The sequence below is a fragment of the Mesorhizobium sp. WSM4898 genome (genome assembly GCF_029625845.1).
Taxonomy (GTDB): Bacteria; Pseudomonadota; Alphaproteobacteria; order Rhizobiales; family Rhizobiaceae; genus Mesorhizobium.
Genome location: NZ_JARTVQ010000002.1, coordinates 328,593 through 351,167, shown reverse-complemented (window position 1 = coordinate 351,167; position 22,575 = coordinate 328,593). Strand labels below are relative to the sequence as shown.

Annotated in this window: 25 protein-coding genes and 1 tRNA gene; 16 read left to right on the top strand and 10 right to left on the bottom strand. The window is 63.2% G+C overall.

Annotated features, from left to right (window positions below):
* Positions 1-48: 48 nt before the first annotated feature.
* From nthA to P9228_RS09145, 4 genes are all read left to right on the top strand, one after another.
* Positions 49-654 carry a nitrile hydratase subunit alpha gene (gene nthA / locus P9228_RS09160; RefSeq protein WP_095802660.1) on the top strand — a complete coding sequence of 202 codons (606 nt, stop codon included), beginning with the start codon at positions 49-51 and terminating at the stop codon, positions 652-654.
* Positions 651-1,310 (top strand): nitrile hydratase subunit beta, encoded by a 660-nt coding sequence (gene nthB, locus P9228_RS09155; RefSeq protein WP_278053101.1) that lies wholly within the window; start codon positions 651-653, stop codon positions 1,308-1,310. Before nthA ends, nthB begins: the two co-directional genes overlap by 4 nt.
* On the top strand, positions 1,297-1,647 hold the full coding sequence (locus tag P9228_RS09150) for a nitrile hydratase accessory protein (RefSeq protein ID WP_278053099.1): 351 nt from the start codon (positions 1,297-1,299) through the stop codon (positions 1,645-1,647). Before nthB ends, P9228_RS09150 begins: the two co-directional genes overlap by 14 nt.
* Before the next feature lie 143 nt (positions 1,648-1,790).
* Positions 1,791-2,918 carry an ATP-dependent RecD-like DNA helicase gene (locus P9228_RS09145; protein WP_278053098.1) on the top strand — a complete coding sequence of 376 codons (1,128 nt, stop codon included), beginning with the start codon at positions 1,791-1,793 and terminating at the stop codon, positions 2,916-2,918.
* A gap of 103 nt (positions 2,919-3,021) precedes the next feature.
* Here P9228_RS09145 and P9228_RS09140 read toward each other — a convergent pair whose 3' ends face one another.
* Complete coding sequence (locus P9228_RS09140; protein ID WP_347404268.1) at positions 3,022-3,555, bottom strand: STAS/SEC14 domain-containing protein; 534 nt, start codon at positions 3,553-3,555, stop codon at positions 3,022-3,024.
* On the opposite strand from P9228_RS09140, the gene P9228_RS09135 reads away from it, so the two are divergent.
* The 4 genes from P9228_RS09135 (at position 3,533) to P9228_RS09120 (ending at position 9,411) form a co-directional block, all read left to right on the top strand.
* On the top strand, positions 3,533-4,273 hold the full coding sequence (locus P9228_RS09135; protein WP_095802658.1) for a pyridoxine 5'-phosphate synthase: 741 nt from the start codon (positions 3,533-3,535) through the stop codon (positions 4,271-4,273). The two genes, P9228_RS09140 and P9228_RS09135, sit on opposite strands and share 23 nt — an antisense overlap.
* A gap of 170 nt (positions 4,274-4,443) precedes the next feature.
* Positions 4,444-6,270, top strand: a complete 1,827-nt coding sequence (locus P9228_RS09130) for a potassium transporter Kup (protein WP_347404288.1) — start codon at positions 4,444-4,446, stop codon at positions 6,268-6,270.
* A 148-nt stretch (positions 6,271-6,418) separates the two neighbouring features.
* Positions 6,419-8,335 (top strand): potassium transporter Kup, encoded by a 1,917-nt coding sequence (locus P9228_RS09125; protein ID WP_067323268.1) that lies wholly within the window; start codon positions 6,419-6,421, stop codon positions 8,333-8,335.
* Between the two features lie 35 nt (positions 8,336-8,370).
* Positions 8,371-9,411, top strand: a complete 1,041-nt coding sequence (locus P9228_RS09120; RefSeq protein WP_278053093.1) for an aldehyde reductase — start codon at positions 8,371-8,373, stop codon at positions 9,409-9,411.
* Between the two features lie 35 nt (positions 9,412-9,446).
* Here P9228_RS09120 and P9228_RS09115 read toward each other — a convergent pair whose 3' ends face one another.
* Positions 9,447-10,340, bottom strand: a complete 894-nt coding sequence (locus tag P9228_RS09115; protein WP_095802008.1) for an SDR family oxidoreductase — start codon at positions 10,338-10,340, stop codon at positions 9,447-9,449.
* A 164-nt stretch (positions 10,341-10,504) separates the two neighbouring features.
* On the opposite strand from P9228_RS09115, the gene P9228_RS09110 reads away from it, so the two are divergent.
* Positions 10,505-10,915 (top strand): helix-turn-helix domain-containing protein, encoded by a 411-nt coding sequence (locus P9228_RS09110; protein ID WP_278053092.1) that lies wholly within the window; start codon positions 10,505-10,507, stop codon positions 10,913-10,915.
* A 93-nt stretch (positions 10,916-11,008) separates the two neighbouring features.
* Here the strand turns inward: P9228_RS09110 and P9228_RS09105 are convergent, their stop codons facing one another.
* Positions 11,009-11,728 (bottom strand): glutathione S-transferase family protein, encoded by a 720-nt coding sequence (locus tag P9228_RS09105; RefSeq protein ID WP_164763678.1) that lies wholly within the window; start codon positions 11,726-11,728, stop codon positions 11,009-11,011.
* Positions 11,725-12,033, bottom strand: a complete 309-nt coding sequence (locus P9228_RS09100; RefSeq protein ID WP_278053090.1) for a Rieske 2Fe-2S domain-containing protein — start codon at positions 12,031-12,033, stop codon at positions 11,725-11,727. The genes P9228_RS09105 and P9228_RS09100 overlap by 4 nt, the downstream gene beginning before the upstream one ends.
* Positions 12,034-12,128: 95 nt before the next feature.
* Between P9228_RS09100 and P9228_RS09095 the strand changes: the two genes are divergently transcribed.
* From P9228_RS09095 to ilvC, 3 genes are all read left to right on the top strand, one after another.
* Positions 12,129-12,584 (top strand): MarR family winged helix-turn-helix transcriptional regulator, encoded by a 456-nt coding sequence (locus P9228_RS09095; protein WP_278053089.1) that lies wholly within the window; start codon positions 12,129-12,131, stop codon positions 12,582-12,584.
* Between the two features lie 128 nt (positions 12,585-12,712).
* On the top strand, positions 12,713-13,390 hold the full coding sequence (locus P9228_RS09090; RefSeq protein WP_278053088.1) for a TetR/AcrR family transcriptional regulator: 678 nt from the start codon (positions 12,713-12,715) through the stop codon (positions 13,388-13,390).
* Positions 13,391-13,519: 129 nt separating this feature from the next.
* The gene (gene ilvC / locus P9228_RS09085; RefSeq protein WP_066998695.1) at positions 13,520-14,539 is read left to right on the top strand and encodes a ketol-acid reductoisomerase; all 1,020 of its coding nucleotides are present in this window, start codon (positions 13,520-13,522) and stop codon (positions 14,537-14,539) included.
* 58 nt (positions 14,540-14,597) lie between these two features.
* Here the strand turns inward: ilvC and P9228_RS09080 are convergent, their stop codons facing one another.
* Entirely contained in the window at positions 14,598-14,882 is a 285-nt protein-coding gene (locus tag P9228_RS09080) for a PilZ domain-containing protein (RefSeq protein WP_278053086.1), read from the bottom strand.
* Positions 14,883-15,043: 161 nt separating this feature from the next.
* The gene (locus P9228_RS09075) at positions 15,044-15,640 is read right to left on the bottom strand and encodes a BA14K family protein (protein WP_067323296.1); all 597 of its coding nucleotides are present in this window, start codon (positions 15,638-15,640) and stop codon (positions 15,044-15,046) included.
* A 162-nt stretch (positions 15,641-15,802) separates the two neighbouring features.
* Here P9228_RS09075 and P9228_RS09070 point away from each other — a divergent pair, with 162 nt between their 5' ends.
* Positions 15,803-16,915 (top strand): endonuclease/exonuclease/phosphatase family protein, encoded by a 1,113-nt coding sequence (locus P9228_RS09070; protein ID WP_095802004.1) that lies wholly within the window; start codon positions 15,803-15,805, stop codon positions 16,913-16,915.
* A 4-nt stretch (positions 16,916-16,919) separates the two neighbouring features.
* Positions 16,920-17,639 (top strand): hypothetical protein, encoded by a 720-nt coding sequence (locus P9228_RS09065; RefSeq protein ID WP_278053085.1) that lies wholly within the window; start codon positions 16,920-16,922, stop codon positions 17,637-17,639.
* A gap of 28 nt (positions 17,640-17,667) precedes the next feature.
* Here P9228_RS09065 and P9228_RS09060 read toward each other — a convergent pair whose 3' ends face one another.
* From P9228_RS09060 to P9228_RS09050, 3 genes are read right to left on the bottom strand one after another with little or no spacing between them, the layout of a single operon-like run.
* Entirely contained in the window at positions 17,668-18,858 is a 1,191-nt protein-coding gene (locus P9228_RS09060) for an ABC transporter permease (RefSeq protein WP_278054035.1), read from the bottom strand.
* 23 nt (positions 18,859-18,881) lie between these two features.
* Positions 18,882-19,589 (bottom strand): ABC transporter ATP-binding protein, encoded by a 708-nt coding sequence (locus tag P9228_RS09055; RefSeq protein ID WP_278054034.1) that lies wholly within the window; start codon positions 19,587-19,589, stop codon positions 18,882-18,884.
* The gene (locus P9228_RS09050) at positions 19,586-20,872 is read right to left on the bottom strand and encodes an efflux RND transporter periplasmic adaptor subunit (RefSeq protein WP_278053084.1); all 1,287 of its coding nucleotides are present in this window, start codon (positions 20,870-20,872) and stop codon (positions 19,586-19,588) included. Before P9228_RS09050 ends, P9228_RS09055 begins: the two co-directional genes overlap by 4 nt.
* A 132-nt stretch (positions 20,873-21,004) precedes the next feature.
* On the opposite strand from P9228_RS09050, the gene P9228_RS09045 reads away from it, so the two are divergent.
* Complete coding sequence (locus P9228_RS09045) at positions 21,005-21,907, top strand: PhzF family phenazine biosynthesis protein (protein ID WP_278053082.1); 903 nt, start codon at positions 21,005-21,007, stop codon at positions 21,905-21,907.
* Between the two features lie 105 nt (positions 21,908-22,012).
* Positions 22,013-22,088 (top strand) — tRNA-Lys (locus P9228_RS09040).
* 48 nt (positions 22,089-22,136) lie between these two features.
* On the opposite strand, the gene P9228_RS09035 is transcribed toward P9228_RS09040, so the two are convergent.
* Positions 22,137-22,529: a hypothetical protein gene (locus P9228_RS09035; protein WP_278053081.1), complete on the bottom strand. Its 393-nt coding sequence runs from the start codon at positions 22,527-22,529 to the stop codon at positions 22,137-22,139.
* Positions 22,530-22,575: the final 46 nt, after the last annotated feature.

Genomic DNA, 22,575 nt, shown 5'->3' with positions numbered 1-22,575 from the left:
CAAGTTGCCGAGCTTGCGGGGGCGTGCGCACGATCGTAACCTTGCGCCATGTCCCATGATCACGACCACGACAACGAGCTCGATCCGTTTGCGGCGCGCGTGCGCGCATTGGAAACGATCCTTACCGAGAAGGGCCTGATCGATCCGGCGGCCATCGACGTCATCGTCGATACCTACGAGACGAAAATCGGCCCACGCAACGGCGCCAGGGTGGTGGCGAAGGCCTGGAACGATCCGGCCTATGCCGAATGGCTGAAGCGCGACGCGACGGCGGCAATTGCCTCGCTCGGCTATACCGGGCGTCAGGGCGAGCACATGCAGGCGGTGTTCAACACGCAGGAGACGCACAACCTCGTCGTCTGCACGCTCTGCTCCTGCTATCCGTGGTCCGTGCTCGGCCTGCCGCCGGTCTGGTACAAGGCGCCGCCCTATCGTTCGCGGGCTGTTATCGATCCGCGCGGCGTGCTGGAAGAATTCGGGCTAACCTTGCCCGCGGGCAGGAAAATCCGCGTCTGGGATTCGACGGCCGAGCTTCGCTATCTGGTGGTGCCGATGCGGCCGAAAGGCACCGAGGGCTGGAGCGAGGAGCAACTCGCCGGCCTGGTCAGCCGCGATTCGATGATCGGCACGGCGCTGGCGAAGGAGCCGGCATGAACGGGCCACAGGATCTCGGCGGACAGATGGGCTTCGGCCCGGTCGCGCCCGAGACGGACGAGCCTTACTTCCATGCTGCCTGGGAGCGGCGGGCACTAGGCGTCACGCTCACTGCCGGCGCCATGGGTGCCTGGAACATCGACGAGAGCCGGCATGCGCGAGAATCGCTGCATCCCGCCGATTATTATTCGTCGAGCTATTACCAGATCTGGATCCAGGCGCTTGAGGTACTCCTGAAGCGCCATGGCTTCGTGACGGAACGCGACCTTGCCGCCGGCAAGGCTGTCGATCCGGCGGCGACACCCAAACGCGTGCTGAAGGCTGCCGATGTGCCTGCCGTGCTCGCCAAAGGTGGGCCATGCGACCGTCCCGTGGCTGCGCCGACGCGCTTCCAGGCGGGCGACCGCGTGCGGACGAAGAATTTCAGCCCCACCGGCCATACGCGCCTGCCGCGCTACGCGCGCGGCAAGAACGGAAGGATCGAGGCCGTTCGCGACGGTTTCGTGTTCCCGGACAGCAACGCGCATGGCAAGGGCGAGAACCCGCAATGGGTCTATACCGTGGTTTTCGAGGGCGCCGAGATCTGGGGCGAGGGCGCCGATCCGACATTGACCGTCTCCATCGACGCCTGGGAGAGTTACCTTGAGCCCGCATAAAGGCGCGCTGCCGACGGGTTTCGACGATCCGGTGTTCGCCGAACCGTGGCAGGCGGAGGCTTTCGCCATGACGGTGGCGCTGCACGACAGCGGCCTGTTTTCGTGGAGCGAATGGGCGGACGTCCTGTCCGCCGAAGTGAGGAAGCCGGACGCCGCGACGGAAGGCCACGACTATTACGAGCACTGGCTGTCGGCGCTGGAAAAATTGCTGGCGACCAAGGGCGTCGCCGGCAAGCACGAGATCGATGCGCTCGCGGCCGCATGGGAGCGTGCCGCGCACGCCACGCCGCACGGCAAGCCGATCCTGCTGGAGAATGATCCCGGAGCCCACCGGTAGCCCGGACTCAAACTTCGTTCCCTTTACGTTCTTGTTTGCGCCTGATAGCGTGCCGAGCTGATAATGAATGAGACCGTCGCCGACGACGCCGGTGATGGCACGCCAACCTTGTGTTTCGCTCGCGAATCCGGTCTGTCGAACTGATGGAATTCTCTCCTCAACAGGACGAGGCTTTGAAGGCGGTCGGCCGCTGGCTGAAGGACGGGCGGCCGCAGATCTTCCGCCTGTTCGGCTATGCCGGCACCGGCAAAACGACGCTTGCGCGCTATTTCGCCGAGCACGTCGACGGGCAGGTGCAATTCGCGGCCTTCACCGGCAAGGCTGCCCAGGTGCTGCGCTCCAAGGGAGCGACCAACGCCCGCACCATCCATTCGCTGATCTACAGGCCGAAGGGCGAGGAAGCGGTCGAGGACCAGGTGACCGGCAAGACGTCGATGTCGCCGACCTTTTCACTCAACCGGCAAAGTCCGATCGCGCGCGCCAAGCTCGTCGTCATCGACGAATGTTCGATGGTCGACGAGCAACTTGGCCGCGACCTGCAGAGCTTCGGCACGCCGATCCTAGTGCTCGGTGATCCGGCGCAGTTGCCGCCGATCTCGGGCGGCGGCTTCTTCACCGAGCACGAGCCGGATGTGCTGCTCACCGAGATCCATCGCCAGGCGCGCGACAACCCGATCATCCGGCTGGCGCTCGACGTGCGCGAAGGCCGCGAGTTCATGCATGGCGACTACGGCACGGCGCAGGTGATCGGCAGGGAAGGGGTCACGCAGGATCTGGTGATGAAAGCCGATCAGGTACTGGTCGGCACCAACCGCACGCGGCGGCGCTACAACCAGCGCCTGCGCGAGCTGAAGGGCTTTTCCGCCGATTATCCGCAGGCCGGCGACAAGCTGGTCTGCCTGCGCAACGATCCGGCCAAGGGGCTGCTCAACGGATCGCTGTGGAAAGTGATGACCTCGTCGCGCGAGACGGTGAAGCCTGGCATCAACCTGCTGGTCTCGCCGGAGGAGGACGATCCCGACCGCGGCGTTGCCAAGATCAAGCTGCTGAAGGCAGCGTTCGAGGATCCGGATGCCGAGATTCCATGGCAGCAGAAGAAGCGATTCGACGATTTCGACTACGGCTATGCGCTGACCGCGCACAAGGCGCAGGGCTCGCAGTGGAATGACGTCGTGCTGTTCGACGAGAGCTGGGCCTTCAAGGAGACCCGGCAACGCTGGCTCTACACGGCCATCACGCGTGCGGCCGAGCGGCTGACGATCGTGCGATAGAGCGGTTCACCGGGTCAGGAAACGGTAAACCCCTCTAGCTCGTTGTTTTGGCGCAATCCGAGCGGAAAGCCGTCACACCTTTCATGGAATTGCTCCAGTCCGCTTATTCTGCCGGCCTCGCATCGAGCCATTGCCAGGCCGCGGCTTCGTCCTGACTGGTGAAATGCCGGAATTCGAACGGCAGAACCTTCGGAAAGAAGTCGCCGACAAGCGATGCCCAGCGCGGTTCGCCGATAGCTGCGCAACGGACGACATGCTCCAGCGCGTCGGCCACACCTTGCTGCAGCGTCTCTTGCGAGATGTTGGCCCAGTCGACGCTCTCCTCGTCAGTCAGCCGCACCAGCACGTCCATCCTCGGGTGCAGAGCATAAGCAGCTTCCAGCAGCCCGAAAAGGTTTTCCGCATCCGCCGGCGAAACATCGCCGACGACGTCGATGGCAAACAGCGCGTCACGGTTGGTTTCAATGCGGCGTATCGCCGGCACCGCCTCGAGGAAATTCACTGGCAAATCCTTGTGTTGGCCATCAGCTAGTCTCTGGAACACCGGAAACCCACTATCTGTTCCCTGCAAAGGCGCTATAGATGCCCGCCAAAACCAAGCTGGATGCGAATTCATGCCTGCAAAGCTTTCGGTCAACCTCAACGCTGTCGCCATGCTGCGCAACCGCCGCGACCTGCCGTGGCCGAGCGTCATAGGGCTGGGGCGCATCGCTCTTGCCGCCGGCGCGCATGGGTTGACCGTTCATCCACGCCCCGATGAGCGGCATACGAGACATTCCGACTTGCCGGAGATCAGGGCGCTGATCGACGATGAGTTCCCAAAGACGGAATTCAACATCGAGGGCTACCCGACAGAGGATTTCCTGGTGCTTGTCGAGAAGAACCAGCCGGAGCAGGTGACGCTGGTGCCCGACGATCCGGCGCAGGCGACATCGGACCACGGCTGGAACTTCGTCGCGCAGGCCGCGTTCCTGACACCGATCGTCAAGCGGCTGAAGAAGGGCGGATTTCGCGTGTCGCTGTTTTCCGACGCCGATGCGGCCGGCGTGAATGCCGCGCGCGATACCGGCGCCGACCGGATCGAACTCTATACCGGGCCCTATGGCGGTTACCATTCCGATTCCGCCAAGGCGGCCAGGGAATTGGAAAGACTGGGAAAAACCGCGGACGCGGCACTCGCGGCGGGGCTCCAGGTCAATGCCGGCCACGATTTGACCGTGAACAATCTGCCGGCATTGATCAAACGCATCCCCGCATTGGCCGAAGTATCGATCGGACATGGGTTGACAGCGGATGCGCTGGAGTATGGCATGGCCGGCACGGTTGGGCGGTTCTTGAAGGCCTGCGGATGGTAGGGCGAGGATGCCTTGCGTAGCTCCGGCGTGTTCCGCGCTTTGCGGCAGCCTCGGAGCGTGGCGAATCTGATGAAGTGGGGTTCATGGTGCTAGCCAACGCCAGCGAAACAGAATCCCTCGAACCTTTGGGCCATGCCGAGGCCGAGCGGCAGCACAGCACCAAGGTTCTGATGCTCGGCGCGCTCGGCGTCGTCTACGGCGATATCGGCACCAGTCCGATCTACGCCTTTCGAGAGGCTCTCCATGCTTCAGGGGGAGTGGTGGCCCGCAACGATGTGCTCGGCGTGCTGTCGCTGATCGTCTGGGCGCTCACCATCATCGTCACGATCAAATATGTCGCCTTCGTGCTGAGGGCCGACAATAAGGGCGAGGGCGGCACGCTGTCGCTGATGGCGCTGGCACGGAGCGCCTATCCGCAGGGCTCCAGCCTGATCCTGGTGATCGGCCTCTGCGGCGCGGCCCTCTTCTTCGGCGATTCGATCATCACGCCGGCGATCTCCGTGCTTTCGGCGGTTGAAGGCCTGGAAGTCATCACGCCGGCGCTCGATGCCTATGTCGTTCCGATCACGCTGGTGATTCTGGCGGTGCTTTTCGCCGTGCAGCGTTTTGGCACGGGCAAGGTGGCGGCAGTGTTTGGACCCATCACGGCGACATGGTTCGTGGCCATCGGCGTTGCCGGCCTCTATCACATCGTCGACGACTGGTCCGTCCTGTTGGCTATAAACCCCTACTATGCGGTCTATTTCCTGGCCACCACGCCGACGGGCGCCTTCGTCACCGTCGGCGCGGTTTTCCTCGCGGTCACCGGCGCCGAGGCGCTCTATGTCGACCTTGGCCATTTCGGCCGCAAGCCAATCGTGCTGGCCTGGTTTTCCATCGTTTTCCCTTGCCTGCTCCTCAACTATTTCGGGCAGGGCGCCTTCGTGCTCTCGCACGGCGGCAAGCCGACCAACCCGTTCTTCCAGATGCTTCCCGAATGGGCGCTGATGCCGATGGTCGCCCTGGCAACGGCGGCGACGGTCATCGCCAGCCAGGCGGTGATCTCCGGCGCCTTCTCGCTGACCAGACAGGCGGTGCAGCTCAATCTTCTGCCGCGCATCGAGGTGCAGCACACATCGGAGATGCAAAGCGGCCAGATCTATATGCCGAGGGTCAATCTGCTGGTCGCGCTCGGCGTGATGCTTCTGGTCGTCGGCTTTGGCAGCTCGAGCGCGCTCGCCTCCGCCTATGGCATTTCGGTGACCGGTGAGATGCTGATGACGACGATCCTCTTGTTTGTCGTCATGCGCTGGCTCTGGAAATGGCAGCTGGCGCTCGCATTGGCGCTGGCGCTGCTCTTCGGCGTCATCGACCTCGGCTTCTTCTCGGCCAATGTCGTCAAGATGGTCGAAGGCGGTTGGGTGTCGATCACTGTCGCTTTGATCATGGGGCTGATCATGTGGACTTGGATTCGCGGCACCCGCTACCTATTCGACAAGACGCGCCGCAACGAAATCCCGCTCGACTTTCTGGCGATGAACCTCCTCAAGAAGAAGCCGCAGCTGGTGTCCGGCACCGCCGTGTTCTTGACCAGCGATCCGCTGAGCGCGCCGACCGCGCTCATGCACAGCCTGAAGCACTACAAGGTGCTGCACGAAAAGAACGTCATTCTTTCGGTGGTGACCGCGCCGCAGCCGGTGGTGCCGGATAGCGAGCGGGTGAAGATGGAGACGGTCAACGAGCTGTTCATGCGGGTGACGCTGACCTTCGGCTACATGGAGCAGCCGAACATTCCGCGCGCGCTGGCCATCTGCCGCAAGCAAGGATGGAAGTTCGACATCATGACGACGTCCTTCTTCCTGTCGCGGCGCTCGCTGAAGGCCTCGCCCAATTCCGGCATGCCGATCTGGCAGGACAGGCTGTTCATCGGCCTTGCGAAGACGGCGGCGGATGCGACGGAGTATTTCCAGATCCCCACCGGGCGCGTGGTCGAGATCGGTACGCAGGTCGCGATCTGACGCTTCAAGCATCTACATTGTGCCATAGATTTGAATGGACCTCTGCAGGTCGAGCCTTGCACTGGCGGTATGGGAGCCCTAACGCCAGGGCACTTGATATTGCACTGCAGCAAGCGTAGAGCACCGCGCATTTTATCGGAGTGTCGTCATGGCCCTTGCCAATGGTGCTGAGGCAGAACCCGTCGAGCAAACGGGGCATCCGGAAATAGAGCAGCACAGCACCAAGGTGCTGATGTTGGGCGCGCTGGGTGTCGTCTACGGCGATATCGGCACCAGCCCGATCTACGCGTTCCGCGAGGCGCTCGTTGCTTCTTCGCGCGGTGAGGTCGCCGATCGCGGCGATATTCTTGGCGTGCTGTCGCTGATCATCTGGTCGCTGACGATCATCGTCACGATCAAATACATCATGTTCGTGCTGCGCGCCGACAATCGTGGCGAAGGCGGCGTGCTCTCGCTGATGGCGCTGGCGCGCAGCACTTTCGCGACGCGTTCGGCGGTCATCCTGGCCATCGGCATCGCCGGCGCCTCGCTTTTCTTTGGCGACGCCGTGATCACCCCGGCCATCTCCGTGCTTTCGGCCGTCGAAGGCATGAATGTCGTGACACCCGCCTTTCAGCCTTATGTGGTGCCGCTGACGCTGCTCATCTTGGCCATTCTGTTTGCGGTGCAGCGGTTCGGCACAGGTGGTGTTGCCTTGATCTTCGGGCCGATCACCGCCGTGTGGTTCCTCGCCATCGGTCTGTCCGGGCTGAATCACATCATTGCCGATCCTGAAATCCTTTGGGCGATCAGCCCGCACTACATCGTCGCCTTCCTGATCCACTCGCCGGACGTGGCTTTTGTCACGATCGGCGCCATTTTCCTGGCCGTCACCGGCGCGGAGGCACTCTACGCCGACCTCGGCCATTTCGGCCGCAAGCCGATCGTGCTGGCATGGCTGGCGATCGTATTTCCCTGCCTGCTATTGAACTATGCCGGGCAGGGCGCTTTCGTGCTCGCCAAGAACGGTGTCGTCGGCCATCCGTTTTTCGAGATGAATGAAGGCTGGGCGCTGATCCCGATGGTGATTCTGGCGACGGCAGCGACCGTTATCGCCAGCCAGGCGGTGATCTCCGGTGCCTTTTCGCTGACCAGGCAGGCGGTGCAGCTCAACATGCTGCCGCGGCTGGAGATCCTGCATACGTCCGAAAAACAGTCGGGCCAGATCTACATGCCGCGCGTCAACATGCTGCTGGCGCTGGTGGTGATGCTTCTGGTGGTCGGTTTCGGCGCGTCCAGCAGACTTGCCTCGGCCTACGGGATCTCGGTGACCGGCAATATGCTGGTGACGACGGTGCTCCTCTTCGTCGTCATGACCCGTATCTGGAAGTGGCAGCTCTGGGTCGCGGTGTCGTTAACGGCTCTGTTTGCCTTCATCGATGTCGGCTTCTTCGCCTCCAACATCGTCAAGGTGTTCGAAGGCGGCTGGGCGTCGCTCGCCGTGGCTTTCGCCATCATCCTCGGCATGTGGACCTGGGTGCGCGGCAGCCGCTACCTGTTCGACAAGACGCGCCGCAACGAAATCCCGCTCGACTTCCTGGCGGCGAACCTTTTGAAGAAAAAGCCGCAGCTGGTGTCCGGCACCGCCGTGTTCCTGACCAGCGATCCGCTGAGCGCGCCGACCGCGCTCATGCACAGCCTGAAGCACTACAAGGTGCTGCACGAAAAGAACGTCATTCTTTCGGTGGTGACCGCGCCGCAGCCGGTGGTGCCGGATAGCGAGCGGGTGAAGATGGAGACGGTCAACGAGCTGTTCATGCGGGTGACGCTGACCTTCGGCTACATGGAGCAGCCGAACATTCCGCGCGCGCTGGCCATCTGCCGCAAGCAAGGATGGAAGTTCGACATCATGACGACGTCCTTCTTCCTGTCGCGGCGCTCGCTGAAGGCCTCGCCCAATTCCGGCATGCCGATCTGGCAGGACAGGCTGTTCATCGGCCTTGCGAAGACGGCGGCCGATGCGACGGAGTATTTCCAGATCCCCACCGGGCGCGTGGTCGAGATCGGCACTCAGGTCGCCATTTGAGGGACTGCAACGCCTAAAGGGGTGGGGAGGCGGGAATGGGCGGTGAGTTGGTGCTCGTTACCGGCGGCTCCGGGTTCCTCGGCGCGCACTGCGTTCTAGCCCTGTTGCAGGCAGGCTACCGCGTCCGCACAACAGTGCGATCCGCCAAGCGCGAAGCCGATGTTCTCGCCATGCTGAGGGTCGGCGGTGCCGAGCCAGGCGATGCGCTTTCCTTCGCCTACGCCGATCTGACGACAGACGCCGGCTGGCCGGAAGCGGTCGCGGGATGCCAGTACGTTCTTCATGTCGCCTCGCCGTTCCCGCCGGGCGTGCCGAAACACGAGGACGATCTGATCGTTCCTGCGCGCGAGGGTGCGTTGCGTGTGCTGCGGGCCGCGCGCGATGCGGGCGTCAAACGGGTGGTGCTCACCTCGTCCTTTGCCGCCATCGGATATGGCCAGACGCCAATTCCGGGCAGTCCGTTCACGGAAGAGAACTGGACCAACTTGGCGGCCAAGGTGAGCGCCTATGTGAAGTCGAAAACGCAGGCGGAACGTGCGGCCTGGGATTTCATTGGCAGCCAGGGCGGAGCGCTGGAACTGGCGGTCGTCAATCCGGTCGGGATATTTGGGCCGGTTCTGGGGCCGGATCATTCGACCTCGACGGACTTCATCAAGCGCTTGCTGGACGGCGAGATGCCGGGTCTGCCGCGCATGGTGTTCGGTGTGGTCGATGTGCGGGACGTGGCGGATCTGCATCTGCGCGCCATGACCAGTCCCGCCGCAAAGGGGGAGCGGTTCCTCGCCATCAGCGGCGATTTCATGACGATGCTGGGGATCGCACAAACGTTGAAATCGCGGCTGGGGAGCGTTGCGTCGCGCGTTACGACGAGAATGCTGCCGGACTGGCTGGTCCGGACCGTCGGACTGTTCGACGGGCAAGCAGCCCAGATCGTGACGGAACTGGGCAAGGCCAGGAACGCAACCGGGGCCAAGGCCATGCGCATGCTCGGCTGGGCGCCGCGATCGCGCGAAGAAGCTCTCGTCGCCACCGGCGAAAGCTTGGTCCGGCTCGGATTGCTCAAAAAGTCGAGGTGACGCGCCCGGGAGAGTACCCCCCCAGGCGCAACGGTTCAGCCAAGCAGTGCGGCTTTGTTCCCTTCCAGGAACTGCTTGAGCGTCTTCGGCTTGCGGCCCGACAACGTCTCGATAGCGTCGGTTACCATGCCGATACGGCCGGAGCGTGTGTTGGCGTCGAAGGACACGACAATGCGCGCAAAGTCCTCGGGAAGGCCGGCCGCCTTGACGCCCTCGGTCAAAGCCTCGTCAGGCAATTGGATAACCTCCAGCGGCTTGCCGGTGACTTCGCTCACCAGAGCGGCAATTTCGTTCGTCGTGTAGGCATGCGGGCCGGTCAGCGTGTAGACGCGGCTCTCCGTCGAGCCGGAAGCGAGGCTCGCGGCGATCGCGGCGGCCATGTCGTCGCGCGCGGCGTGCGCGATCCGACCGTCACCGGCCGACGTGTACCACTTGCCCGACGAAATGGCGTGCGGCAGCGCCATGAAAAGGTTCTCCTGGTACCAGCCGTTGCGGAAGATGGTGTAGGCAATGCCGCTCGCCTTGATGGCCTGCTCGGTGCCGTAGTGGTCGCCGGCAAACAGCACCGGCGAGACCGGCTCGGGATTGGGCATCGAGGTGTAGAGGAGGTGCGAGACGCTTGCCGCCTTGGCTGCGGCCACCGCGGCCTGATGCTGCTTGAGGCGCCGGTCGCTCTTCAGGTCGAGCTCACCGGTCGAGACGATCAGCACTCGGTCGGCGCCTTTGAACGCGCGCTCCAGCGAGGCCGGATCGTCGAAATCGGCCGGCCTGACGACAATGCCGAGGGCTGCCAGGTCGCGGAGATTTTCGGGATTGCGCGTGGTTGCGATGATATTTGCCGGCGCGACTTTCTGCGCATCGAGCAGATGGTTGATCACGGCGCGGCCGAGATGGCCGGAAGCGCCGGTGACAAGGAGAGTTTCGGTCATTGGAAGTTCCTGAAATTTGCGTCGAAGGGTCTTACGATGGTCTCAAAAAGAGACCAGCACTAAAATAAGAATTGACCAGGGGCCGTAAAGAAGGCAGTTTTCCGGGAGGTAGGCACAGCCGGGGAACCACCGGCGGGTCGCCGTTTCGATCAATGGATGTCGCGATGGACAGCAGGATCTTCAGTCTGAAATCGAAGCTCGAGGTCTACAAAGCCATGACCGGCGGCGGCAATTTCGCCGACTGCCCGGTCCGCGATGTGATCCAGGGCATCAGCGGCAAATGGAGCTCGCTGCTGGTCATGGCTTTGGCCGAGAAGCCGTACCGGTTCGGGGAGTTGCGCCGCCTGGTGCCCGACATTTCGCAGCGTATGCTGACGCAGACGCTCTACGACCTGCAGCGAGACGGCTATGTGCATCGCGAAGTCTTTCCGACCAAGCCGCCGAGCGTCGAATACAGCCTCACCGACCTCGGCCGCTCGATGTTTGCGCCGTTGCAGATGCTGATCCAATGGGCCGAGCTCAACCACGATGCCGTTCGTGAGGCGCGCGTCGCCTTCGATGCCGCGCAGGCCTGAGCCTTTCCTTCCCCGATACAAGCGTCAAAGCGCCGCTTGCGCCGGTGCCGCAGTTGCTCGCCGCCATGGTCGCGGGAACGGTGATCGATCCGTTCAGGCCGATCGGGCTTGCGGAATCGCAATGGCCTGCAGCCGGATCATCCGCGATAGATAAGATGCCTTTGCCCGCAGGAAGGCGTGCAGCCGCAGCGGATAGTCCGGACTGACAGCCTCCTTCACCGATTGCCGGTCGCTCAACGCCTTGCGCCAGGCCTGGACGAGAGGCTTGCCGTCCAGGATGCCGCAAGCGCCGATCTCGTCGAACGTGTCGAAGTAGCGGAAGATCGGCCCGTAGACGGCGTCGACCAGCGAGAAGCGCTTCCCGGCGAACCACGGACCGCTCCGCCTTGCCGACAGTTCTGCCTCGACACGCTCAAAAAGTTCCGACAAGCCGCTGCTTTCCTTGAGGAAGCAGGCCTCATCGGCGGCGGAATAGAAGCGCCCGATGGCGTTGAGGATGGCCGACCCGAATTCGACCCAGGAGCGGTGCCTGGCCCGCATGAGCGGATCGGCCGGGTGCAACGGATTGGCCTGCGTCTCCTCGAGGAATTCGAGGATGACGGCGGATTCGAAAATGATCTCCTCCTTGCTGCCGTTTCGAACGCAGAGCAGCGGTACCTTGCCGAGCGGCGAGATAGCCTTGAACCAGTCGGGCTTGCTGGCAAGGTCGACATTGACCCGCTCGAACGGCACGCCTTTCTCGGCGAGGGCGATTGCCGCACGCTGGACGTAGGGGCAAAGGTGATGGCTGACGAGGGTGAGTTTGGCCGTCATCTTATTCTCCCCAGACATAGTTCAGCGCGCCGTCCTCGACGCGGGTCGACAGGAACATCAGCCGCGAGCCCGTCGGCGCCGGATCCGAGGCGCTCGCCGCTTTGCATGTCGAAGCGGGCGCCGTGCCACTGGCAGATGAAGGCGCCGTCCTTGCAGTCGAGTGGCCCGCCGAAATGCAGGCAGGCATTGGCTGCGGCACGGACACGCTCGCCGCTGCGCCAGACGTGGACCTCGCGGCCGAAGAAAGGCGCGATCAGGCTGCCGGTCTGCGGGATGTCGGCCACTTTACAGATCTCATGTTTCATCGGGAACTCCTTATCGATGCAATTGCATCTATATGAATGCATTTGCATCGACCGTCAAGGTTGATGCAATTGCATCTATCGAATAAAGTTCCTCGATGACGAGAAAATCTCCTGCGCCCGAGGCCGTCAAAGCCTGGGGCCGCCTGATGCGCGTTTCGCGCCAGCTGGTCGAAAAGACCGAGTATGCCCTGAAAGCCGGCGGCTTGCCGCCGCTCGCCTGGTACGACGTGCTGCACGAGCTTGCCGAGGCGGGCGAGGGCGGCTTGCGGCCGTTCGAGCTGATCGATCGCGTTCTGTTGGCGCAGTACAGCGTGTCGCGACTGCTGGCCCGGCTGGAAGCGGATGGCCTGCTGGAAAAGCTGCCTGTCTCGGATGACGGCCGTGGCCAGACAGTGCGCATCACGCCAAGCGGCCGGGAGATGCGCCGCCGCATCTGGGCGGTCTATGGCGCGTCCATAGCCGAACTGATGGGCGACAAGCTTTCCGCCAAGGAGCTGGAAACGCTGGCTGCACTGCTCGGGCGGTTGCGCGAGCCACCGGCCGGCGATTAGCTCACGAGTGTTTGTGGGTACCGTCAGATTTTTTCGCCGCAGGCCCTTGCGTTGGAAACCCGAATGCGCAATAAGCCGAACCGTAACGTACGGTACGCATTATTGAGCGACCGGGAACGGGTGAAAACGTGTTGCAAGCCGCCGCCGACATTGACAGCAGCGAAACGCTCACCGAGCGGCAGCAGGCCGTTCTGGACGCAGCACTTCGCCTACTGGTCGAAGAGGGCGACAACCTGACCATGACCGCGGTGGCGCGGCGGGCAAGCTGCTCCAAGGAAACACTCTACAAATGGTTCGGCGACCGCGACGGGCTGCTGACGGCGACAGTGCAATGGCAGGCCTCGAAAGTGCGCGTGGCGCCGGTCGACCGCAAAGGCCTCGACCTCGCTTGGCTGACCGCAAGCCTCGAACGCTTCGCTTCCGACTGGCTGAGGGTCATCTCCAGCGATACGTCTATCGCGCTCAACCGTGTCGCGGTCGGCCATGCCGGCTCAGGGAAGGATGACCTTGGCGCGATCGTGCTGCAGAATGGGCGTTTCGCACTGGCCAGGCGTCTGAAGCCCGTGCTCGAAGCGGGACGCGAGGCCGGGCTGCTCGACTTACACGATGCCGAGACGGCGTTCCGGACGTTTTTCGGTCTGGTCGGCCGTGACGTGCAGATGCGGCTTCTGCTCGGCGACCGGCTGCAATTGACCGAGGCGACGATCGGCGGCGATGCCGCCCGCGCGACGCAGCAGTTTCTCGCTCTTTACGGCTCAAGGACCGGGGGAGCAAACAACCGGCCGCAAGGCCCCGGAGCCGGATGATTTCAGGTCAAGTCGACCTGAAATCTGAATCCGGCTCCAAATCCAAGAGATAGCGCATGATGTCGTCCGAAAACCGCTTCACACTTTTCGGCAACATGCTCTGATCTTCAAAACGGGAAGGAAGACGAAATGCGTGTCTATTACGATCGTGACGCCGATCTCAATCTGATCAAGGGTAAGAAGGTCGCCATCATCGGCTATGGCAGCCAGGGCCGGGCGCATGCGCTCAACCTCAAGGATTCTGGCGTCAAGGAGATCGCCATCGGCCTGAAGGCCGGCTCGGCGACCGCCAACAAGGTCGAGGCCGACGGGCTGAAAGTGATGAGCGTGTCGGAAGCCGCCAAGTGGGCAGACCTGATGATGATGGCAACGCCCGACGAATTGCAGGCCGACATCTACAGATCAGAGATCGCGCCGAACATCCGCGACGGCGCCGCCATCGCCTTCGCGCACGGCCTCAATGTGCATTTCGGCCTGATCGAGCCGAAGGCTTCGGTCGACGTGGTCATGATCGCGCCGAAGGGCCCCGGCCATACCGTGCGCGGCGAATATCAGAAGGGCGGCGGCGTGCCGTGCCTGGTTGCCGTCAACCAGGACGCCTCGGGCAATGCGCTCGACCTCGCGCTCTCTTATGCCTGCGGCGTCGGCGGCGGCCGTTCCGGCATCATCGAGACCAATTTCCGCGAGGAATGCGAGACCGATCTGTTCGGCGAGCAGGTGGTGCTGTGCGGCGGCCTGGTCGAGCTGATCCGCGCCGGCTTCGAGACGCTGGTGGAAGCCGGCTACGCGCCGGAGATGGCTTACTTCGAGTGTCTGCACGAGGTGAAGCTGATCGTCGACCTTATCTATGAGGGTGGCATCGCCAACATGAACTACTCGATCTCGAATACCGCCGAATGGGGCGAATATGTCTCCGGTCCGCGTATCATCACGGCCGACACCAAGGCCGAGATGAAGCGCATCCTGAAGGACATCCAGACCGGCAAATTCACCTCGGAATGGATGCAAGAATATCGCGCCGGCCTGTCACGCTTCAAGGGCATCCGCCGCAACAACGACAGTCATCAGATCGAAGAGGTTGGCGCGAAGCTGCGCGCGATGATGCCGTGGATCGCCAAGAACAAGCTGGTCGACAAGGCGAAAAATTAATTCGGTCTATTCATGGTTCGTGAAAGCCGGCGGAGCGATCCGCCGGCTTCTCTCACGCTCAGCCGTAATGCCAATGCGGCTTCGGCTCGGTGCCCGCGAATTCCACGCCGATGCGGTCGTCGCGGCGCCAGCGGACGATCGCCTTGTAGCCGATCCGGTCCTTCGTCACGTAAAGCAGGAATTCGTCGGGCACATACGCCTCGATAGGCAGCTTCAGTTCGGCGCCGCCAGGATGCATGTTGCGCACCGTGCACATGACCCCGGAATTGTTGATGCCGGTCAGGATCGCCGCGCCCTTCAGCACGCGTTGCCGGCGCTTGCCTCTCAACTCGTTCTCGGTCATGGCGGGGTCGTCCTAGCGGATCGCAGCTTGGCGATCGTCATATGGGGCACCGCATGACGGATAGACGCATCTGCTAAATTTAAGGTTATCGCGTCCGTCGGGCGCGCCTTGCCAAAAAGAAACGGCGCCCGCCGGGCGCCGTTGAGCTTCGTGCCGAGGGCTCAGATATAGGGCGAAATGCACTGCCGGCGAGGGCCGTTATAGGGCTGGAACGTGTTGTCCCAGGCCCGATAGGACCGGTAGCGGTCGTGGCACCATTGGACATGGGCCCTGGAAAGCCGCTCGGTCCGGTAAATGCGCCGCGGCTGATAGTAGCGCGGATAGGGATCGTAATAATAGGGATTGTAGAAATTGTTGTAGGCGAGGCTGCCGAGACCGAGGCCTAGGCCGAGCCCAAGGATGGCCGCGCCCCCGCTGTCGAAGTGGCGATGGCGATGATGGCGATGATGCCGCCAGCGCCAATTGCGATCTCCGTCCCAGTTGCGGGAGAAATGACGTGCGCGGAAGTCGCCGTCACGCCATCTAAAATCGCGGCCGCGCCAGTCACCGCCGCGCCGCCAGCGCCAGTCATACATCTGCCGCCGGTCGTTGCCGCCGGCCCAGCTGTCGCGAACGGGGATGATGGTGGATGCGGCCGTGCTGGTCACGGTCGACATATCGGGCTGCAGGACCGGGCCGGCAATCGACGGCACCGTCAGCCCAGCGGAGAGACCCAAGGCCAGAAGCCCGGATCCAAGGGAAGACAAGAGCGGTTTCATTTCACTCTCCACGAGTAAGGCCCCACGCCCAAAACGCTCGGGAATAGGCCTATTGATGGAACTTTCCATCTGAACGGAAGATGAACAGAAAGGTTCCGTCAACCATAACGGGCGTGCGTATGCTCTTGTGTTCGCCATTGCTTGCGGGCAAAGGTCTCGGCCATGTCGCTGCGCCTCGCCACCTTCAATGTCGAGAACCTGATGAACAGGTTCGACTTCTCCGGCTATCGCAACCAGCTCAACGAGGACCGAACGCTGGCGCTGTTCGACATCCAGAGCGAAGCAGAATACAGGCTGCTCGAACAGGCGCGCGCCATCGCCCAGTCCGATGACACCCGCCAGCTTACCGCGCTCGCCATAGCCGCGACACGCGCCGACGTCATCTGCATGCAGGAGGTGGACAATATCGAGGGGCTGAAGGCCTTCGAATATGGCTATCTCTTCAAGATGATCGGGCAGGGCTACCGTCAGAAATACACCACCGCCGGCAACGACTCCCGCGGCATCGACGTCGCCGTGATGATGCGCAACGAGACCGCGCAGGGGCAGCCGATCGAATTCGTGCGCATGACCAGCCATGCCTATGTCACGTTCGAGCAGTTCGGACTGTTCACGCCGGAACTGGCGGCGTTCGGGCACCTGGCCACCGAACGCGTCTTCCGGCGCGACTGCCTGGAAATCGACATAACGGTCGGCGGCGTGCCGCTTACGCTGTACCTCGTGCATTTCAAGTCAATGGGCTCGCCGCGCAACGGTCTCGATGGCCGCGAGGCGACGATGCCACTGCGCATCGCCGAGGCGCAGGCCGTGCGCCGCATCATCGAGGACCGCTTCGGCAAGGACCATGCGGCCGACAAGCGCTGGGCAATCTGCGGCGACATGAACGATTATCGGCAGCGCGTGAAGATCGAAGGCGACAGCTTCGACGGCTATCGCTTCCAGGTCGTCGACGAAGCCCAGTCCTCGATCAACGTTCTGACCGCCGGCGGCTTTTGCGAAAATGTCGTCGAGCGGCGGCCCGAGATGGACCGCTGGAGTTTCTATCACACGCGCGGCCCGCAAGAGCGGCATTTGTGCCAATTGGACTATATCCTGCTGTCGAAGGCCTTGGCGGCGAAGAACGCCACTGCGGTTCCGGAGATCATCCGCAACGGTCAGCCTTGGCGCACCATCTTTCCGCCTGGCCAGGAAGTCGAGCGTTTTCCGCGTGCCGGGTGGGACAGGCCGAAGGCCTCCGACCATTGCCCGGTGGTGATCAACCTGGACATGGCCTGAGCCCGTGAGCTTCGACCTGCCGCGCAATGTCATTTTGCCGGTCGACGCGGTCGACGTACGGCTCGTTGCCAGCCCGCATCCGTTCGAGCGCGACAATCAGACAGCGATCGCGGAAAACTGGCGCCGCGAAATGGAGATGAAGCCGGCGCTATATGACGGCACCGTGGTGTTGCTTTCAGCGCTGAGCTATCGCGACAGCCGGCTCATCGGTCGCTGTCATGCGGTGAAGTACTCGACTTTCATGCTGTGGCGCAAAAACCGGGAGCTGAGCGGCGCCGAACATGCCTATGCGCACGCCGTGCTGGTTGCCGGCGACAATGCGCTGGTGGCGATCCGGATGGGCTCGCACACGGTGAACGCCGGCCGCGTCTATTTCGCCGCCGGCTCCTTCGAGCCGATCGATTTCCGCGACGGCGTCGTCGATATCGATTTCAACATGATCCGCGAGGTGGGCGAGGAAACCGGGATCGATCTGTCGGGCGCCGCCCGCGGACAGCGCTACTATGCGCTGTCGACTTCGAGCGGCACGGTGATCTTCCGCCGCTATCACGTTCCCGAGCCGGCGGAAGAGCTTGCGCGGCGCATCAGCGCCTTCGTTGCAACTGAAGTGCAGCCCGAGATCGAAGGTCCGGTCATCATCCGCAACGCAACCGACCTGCCGGTCGGGCTGATGGGGCACATGAAGCCGCTGATCGAGTGGCATTTCGCCAACGAGCTGGTCTGACTCGGTCACGGGCCGACGACGCGGCGGTTCACTCGTGCCTTAGCGCCTCGATCGGATCGAGCCTCGCGCCGCGCAATGCCGGGAAGAAGCCGAACACCATGCCGATCAGCGCCGAAAAACCGACGGCGAGCAGGATGACCGCCGGGCTCGGCGCGAAGGGTATCGTCAGCGCCACCGAGGCCAGGCCTGCGAGCGCCAGTCCGATCAGGATGCCGATGATGCCGCCGACCAGCGACAGCACCGTCGCCTCGACCAGGAACTGGATCAGGATGTGTTTTTCGTGCGCGCCGATCGCCAGCCTGATGCCGATCTCGCGCGTGCGCTCAGTGACCGATACCAGCATGATGTTCATGATGCCGATGCCGCCGACCAGAAGGCTGACGCCGGCGACGGCACCCAGCATGCCGGTCATGGTGGTGGTGGCGCTGGCCATGGCGTCGGCGATCTGGGTCATGTCGCGGATCGAGAAATCGGCATCGCGGTCCGGCGTGATGCGGCGCGTGTCGCGCAGGATGTCCTCGACGCGCGGCTGCAGTTCGGTGGTCGGCGTCCTGTCGTCGGCGGCGATGTAGATCGAGTCGATGTCGCGGTTGCCGGCGATGCGCCGCTGGTAGGCGGCCAGCGGCATCAGCACGACATTGTCCTGATCCTGGCCGAAGCCGGTGTAACCCTTGGGCTCGAGCAAGCCGATGATCCGGCAGGAGGTGCGGTTGACGCGGATCGTCTCGCCCTCCGGATCGCCGGCGCCGAAGAACTGCTGCCGCACCGTCTCGCCGATCAGGCAGACGCCTGCGCCGGCGCGCGTCTCGGAATCGCTGAAGGGACGGCCCGACACCAGCTTCCAGTCGCGCGCGTCGAGATAGGCGCTGTCGGTGCCGGTAACGCCCGATGTCAGGCTCTCCGTGCCGAAGATGACCCGCACCTGTTTTTGCGACGCCGGTGCGATGGCGCGTGCGCCGCTGAGATGGGCAACCAGTGCTTCGAGGTCCTTGGTGGCCAGCGGTCGGGTGACCTGGTCGAGCCCGCCCGGGCCGCCAGGCCCTGCCGGACGGCCCGAGCGGACGACGAGCAGGTTGCTGCCGAGTTTCGAGATGTCGGCCTTGACCTTCTCGGTGGTGCCGGAGCCGATGGTGAGCATGGCGATGACCGCGGCGACGCCGATGACGATGCCGAGCAGGGTCAGGAACGAGCGCAGCACGTTCCGGCGGATGGAAATCAGCTAAAGGCGGACGGTTTCCCAAATCATGACTCGGCTTTCGCTGTATCTGAAGCGACGTGGCCGTCGAGGAAGCGCACCGTGCGCCCGGCATATGCCGCGACGTCGGCTTCGTGCGTGACCATGACGATGGTGAGGCCGAGTTCGGCGTTCAGCCTGGTCAGCAATTCCATTATTTCGTGCGTGCGCGCGGTGTCGAGATTTCCGGTGGGCTCGTCGGCAACAAGCAGAGTCGGTTTGGTGACGATGGCACGCGCTATCGCCACGCGCTGTTGCTGGCCGCCCGAGAGTTCGGCCGGCGTGTGATGTTCGCGCCCGACAAGTCCGACTTGGGCGAGCGCCTGCATGGCCAGCTCCCGGCGCTCGCGGGCGGAAACGCCGCGATAGATCAGCGGCAGCTCGACATTTTCCGCCGCCGTGGTGCGGGGCAGGAGATTGTAGCCCTGGAAGACGAAGCCGACATAAAGGTTGCGCAGCAGGGCGCGGCGGTTGCGGTCGAGCCGGCCGGCATCGACGCCCATGAAGCGGTAGGTTCCGGCCGTCGGCGTGTCGAGACAGCCGATGATGTTCATCGCCGTCGACTTGCCCGAGCCGGACGGTCCCATGATGGCGACGAACTCACTTCTGCGGATGGCAAGATCGACGCCGGCAAGTGCGTGCACGCACGCTTCGCCCTCGCCATAGCTCTTCCATACACTGTCGAAGGTGATGAGCAGGGGAGCGGACACGGTCAGCTCCGTTGCTGCGAGCCGGTGATGACCTCCGCGCCTTCCTCGAGGCCGGACGTGATCTCGGTCAGTTCGCCGTCGGTCGAGCCGATCCTGACGTTGACGGCATGCGGCCGTCCGTTGTCCAGCACATAGAGCGTGCGAGAGCCGTCGATCGGCGCTTTCGTCGCCTCGCGCTGCCGGTTGGGGCGCCCCATGCGGCCGGTAAAGAGGTCGCGCAGGCTCCAGCCGCGGGCCGCCTGTTGCGCCGGGCGGTAACGGAAGGCTGTGGCCGGCACGGTGAGCACGCCCTTGGCCTGCCGGGTCACCACCGCGACCGTGGCGGTCATGCCTGGCCTGAGCAGAAGCTCGCCGTTGTCGACTTCCAGCCGTGCATTGTAAGTGACGACGCCGTCGGTGGTGACGGAGGCATAGGAGATGTCGCGGATCTCGGCGTCGAAGGGACGGTCCGGGAAAGCATCGACGGTGAAGCGGGCATGCTGGCCGGGCTTGACCTGGCCGATATCGGCCTCGTCCACCGCCGCCTGCAGCTCCATGTTCCGCAAGTCGGCAGCGATGACGAACAGCACCGGCGCCTGCAGCGAAGAAGCGACCGTCTGCCCCGGATCGACGGAGCGCGTGAGCACGATGCCGTCGATCGGCGCGTAGATGGTGCTCTTGGCAAGGTCGGTCTGCTGGGCCTTCAGATCGGCTTCGGCGATGGCGAGATTGGCCTCGGCGCTGTCGAGCGCGGCCTTGGAGCGATCGCGTGTCGCGGTCGCGGCCTCAAGCGATTGATCCGTCGCCATGCCGCGCTTGGTGAGGGCGCTCGCGCGGACCACCGCGTTCTGGTTTTCCTGCAGCGTGACCTTGGCATCCTCGACGGCGGCCGCCGCCGCCTTTGCCGAGGCGGTGGCGCGCTCGATCTGGACTTCGAGCTTGGCGGTGTCGAGCGTCGCGAGCACGTCGCCCTTCTTGACCTGCTGGTTCTCGTTGACGGCGACGGCGCGGACGATGCCGGAAAGCTCGCTGGAGATGTCGACCTGCGTCAGCGGCTGCAGCGTGCCGGTCGCCGACACCTTGACGGTCAGGTCGGCAATCGTCGCCGGCGCGGTCGTGTATTCGATCCGGGGCGGCGAGACGGCGTTCCAGCGGTAGCCGGCGATCGCGGCCGCCACGACAGCCAGCGCCAGCAGCGCGTAGAGCCGGAAGCGGCGGCGCTTGCGGCTCACGCCTTTGCGGTCGAGTGCGAGGGCCGTTTCGATGGAAGTGTCGGTTTCTGCGTTTGGCGGATTGACAAGCTGGTCCACCACGGACCCCTATAACGACAAATTGATGTCCCTATCCGTGAACAAATCATGCCTTGACGTTCGAATTTCAAATTAAATTTCCCTCATGTTGGGATCGAGCAGAAATTCGGGACGAGGCGGAAGGTTTTCCAAATGATGCGCGACTACTTGCTTTACGACGTGTTTACGACCGAGCGGCTGGCCGGGAATCCGCTGGCGGTGGTGCTCGACAGCGAGGGGCTGGATACGGCCGCCATGCAAGCGATCGCGCGCGAATTCAACCTGTCCGAGACGGTGTTCGTGCTGCCGCCCGAAAATCCCAAGCATCGCAACCGTATACGCATCTTCACGCCCGATTATGAGATGCCGTTCGCGGGCCATCCGACCGTGGGGTCGGCTATCGCGCTTGCGGAGCAGGCTGGCGAAGCGACTGGCATCTTTGTGCTGGAGGAGAACATCGGCCCCGTGCGTTGCGCGGTCAGCAGGCATGATGGCGCTACCTTCGCCGAATTCGACCTGGCGAAACTGCCTGAGCGGCTGGAACTCGCCGCCGAACCGGAAATGATCGGCGCCGCGCTTGGGCTTGGCCCGCATGAGCTCGGCTTCGAGAATCACCGCGTCTCCTTCTGGTCGGCCGGCGTGCCCTACGTCACCATTCCGGTTGCCGGCCTCGAAGCGGCCGCAAAAGTCAGGCTGGACAACCAGGCATGGTCCGAACTCGCGCCGCGCAAGAGCGAATGGACCTTCGCCAGCCCGTATGTCTATTGCCGTGAGACGGTGCATCACGACAGCGCCTTCCATGTGCGCATGATCGTGCCTGGCAATCCCTCCTACGAAGATCCGGCGACCGGCTCCGCGGCGGCGGCCTTTGCCGGCGCCATTATGCATTTCGACGGTCCAACGGACGGGATCTCGCAGCTTTGGATCGAGCAGGGGCTGGAAATGGGCAGACCCTCGCGCATCCGGCTCGAACTCAACGTCGACGGCGGAAAACTGGCCTCCGCGCGCATCGGAGGCCATGCGATCAAAGTGGCGGAAGGCCAGCTTTTTGTGTGACACCTGCGGCAATTCGGCGATTTGTCGGGAAATGATCCGGCAGGGCTGGACATCGCTCAAACCGGCGGCTATATGCGCCGCCGACGCTGGATTTCCCGGCGGTGTGGGTGTGTAGCTCAGTTGGTAGAGCAGCTGACTCTTAATCAGCGGGTCCACAGTTCGATCCTGTGCACACCCACCAAAGTCTTTCCATAAAGCGGCCAGAAAACAAGCGAGATGGGCACCAGTCCTACTGCGCTGTCCTGTTCAAGCTGGCCTTGAACTTGACCTTCATCGTGATCTGGCCGGTCACCGTAACCTGCGATCCGCCATAGCCGCCGACATTGCGGTCCCGGGCATTGACGTTAGTTGTCATGCCGGTGATTTCGCAGGTGTCGGCGACAGTCTCGGCCACCATGGCGCAACTGACGGCCGCGACCTTGTAGAAAGAGCGAAGTGCGGCCTGCTGCTGGGCGGCTGCGTCCTCGTCGTCCTTGACCGGAAGGGTCATCGAAATCGACGATTGGATTCTGGCAGATCCGTCTTCGCCGGGGCGAAGCGGGCGAACATATTGATCTTGGGCAAGGGCCGGCAGTGCCATCCCAGCAAGAAACGTAACAAATATTAGGCCCTTCAAATACATCGTTCGATCTCCCGTGAAACATCTCTGTCGCACGAATCAATCAAGA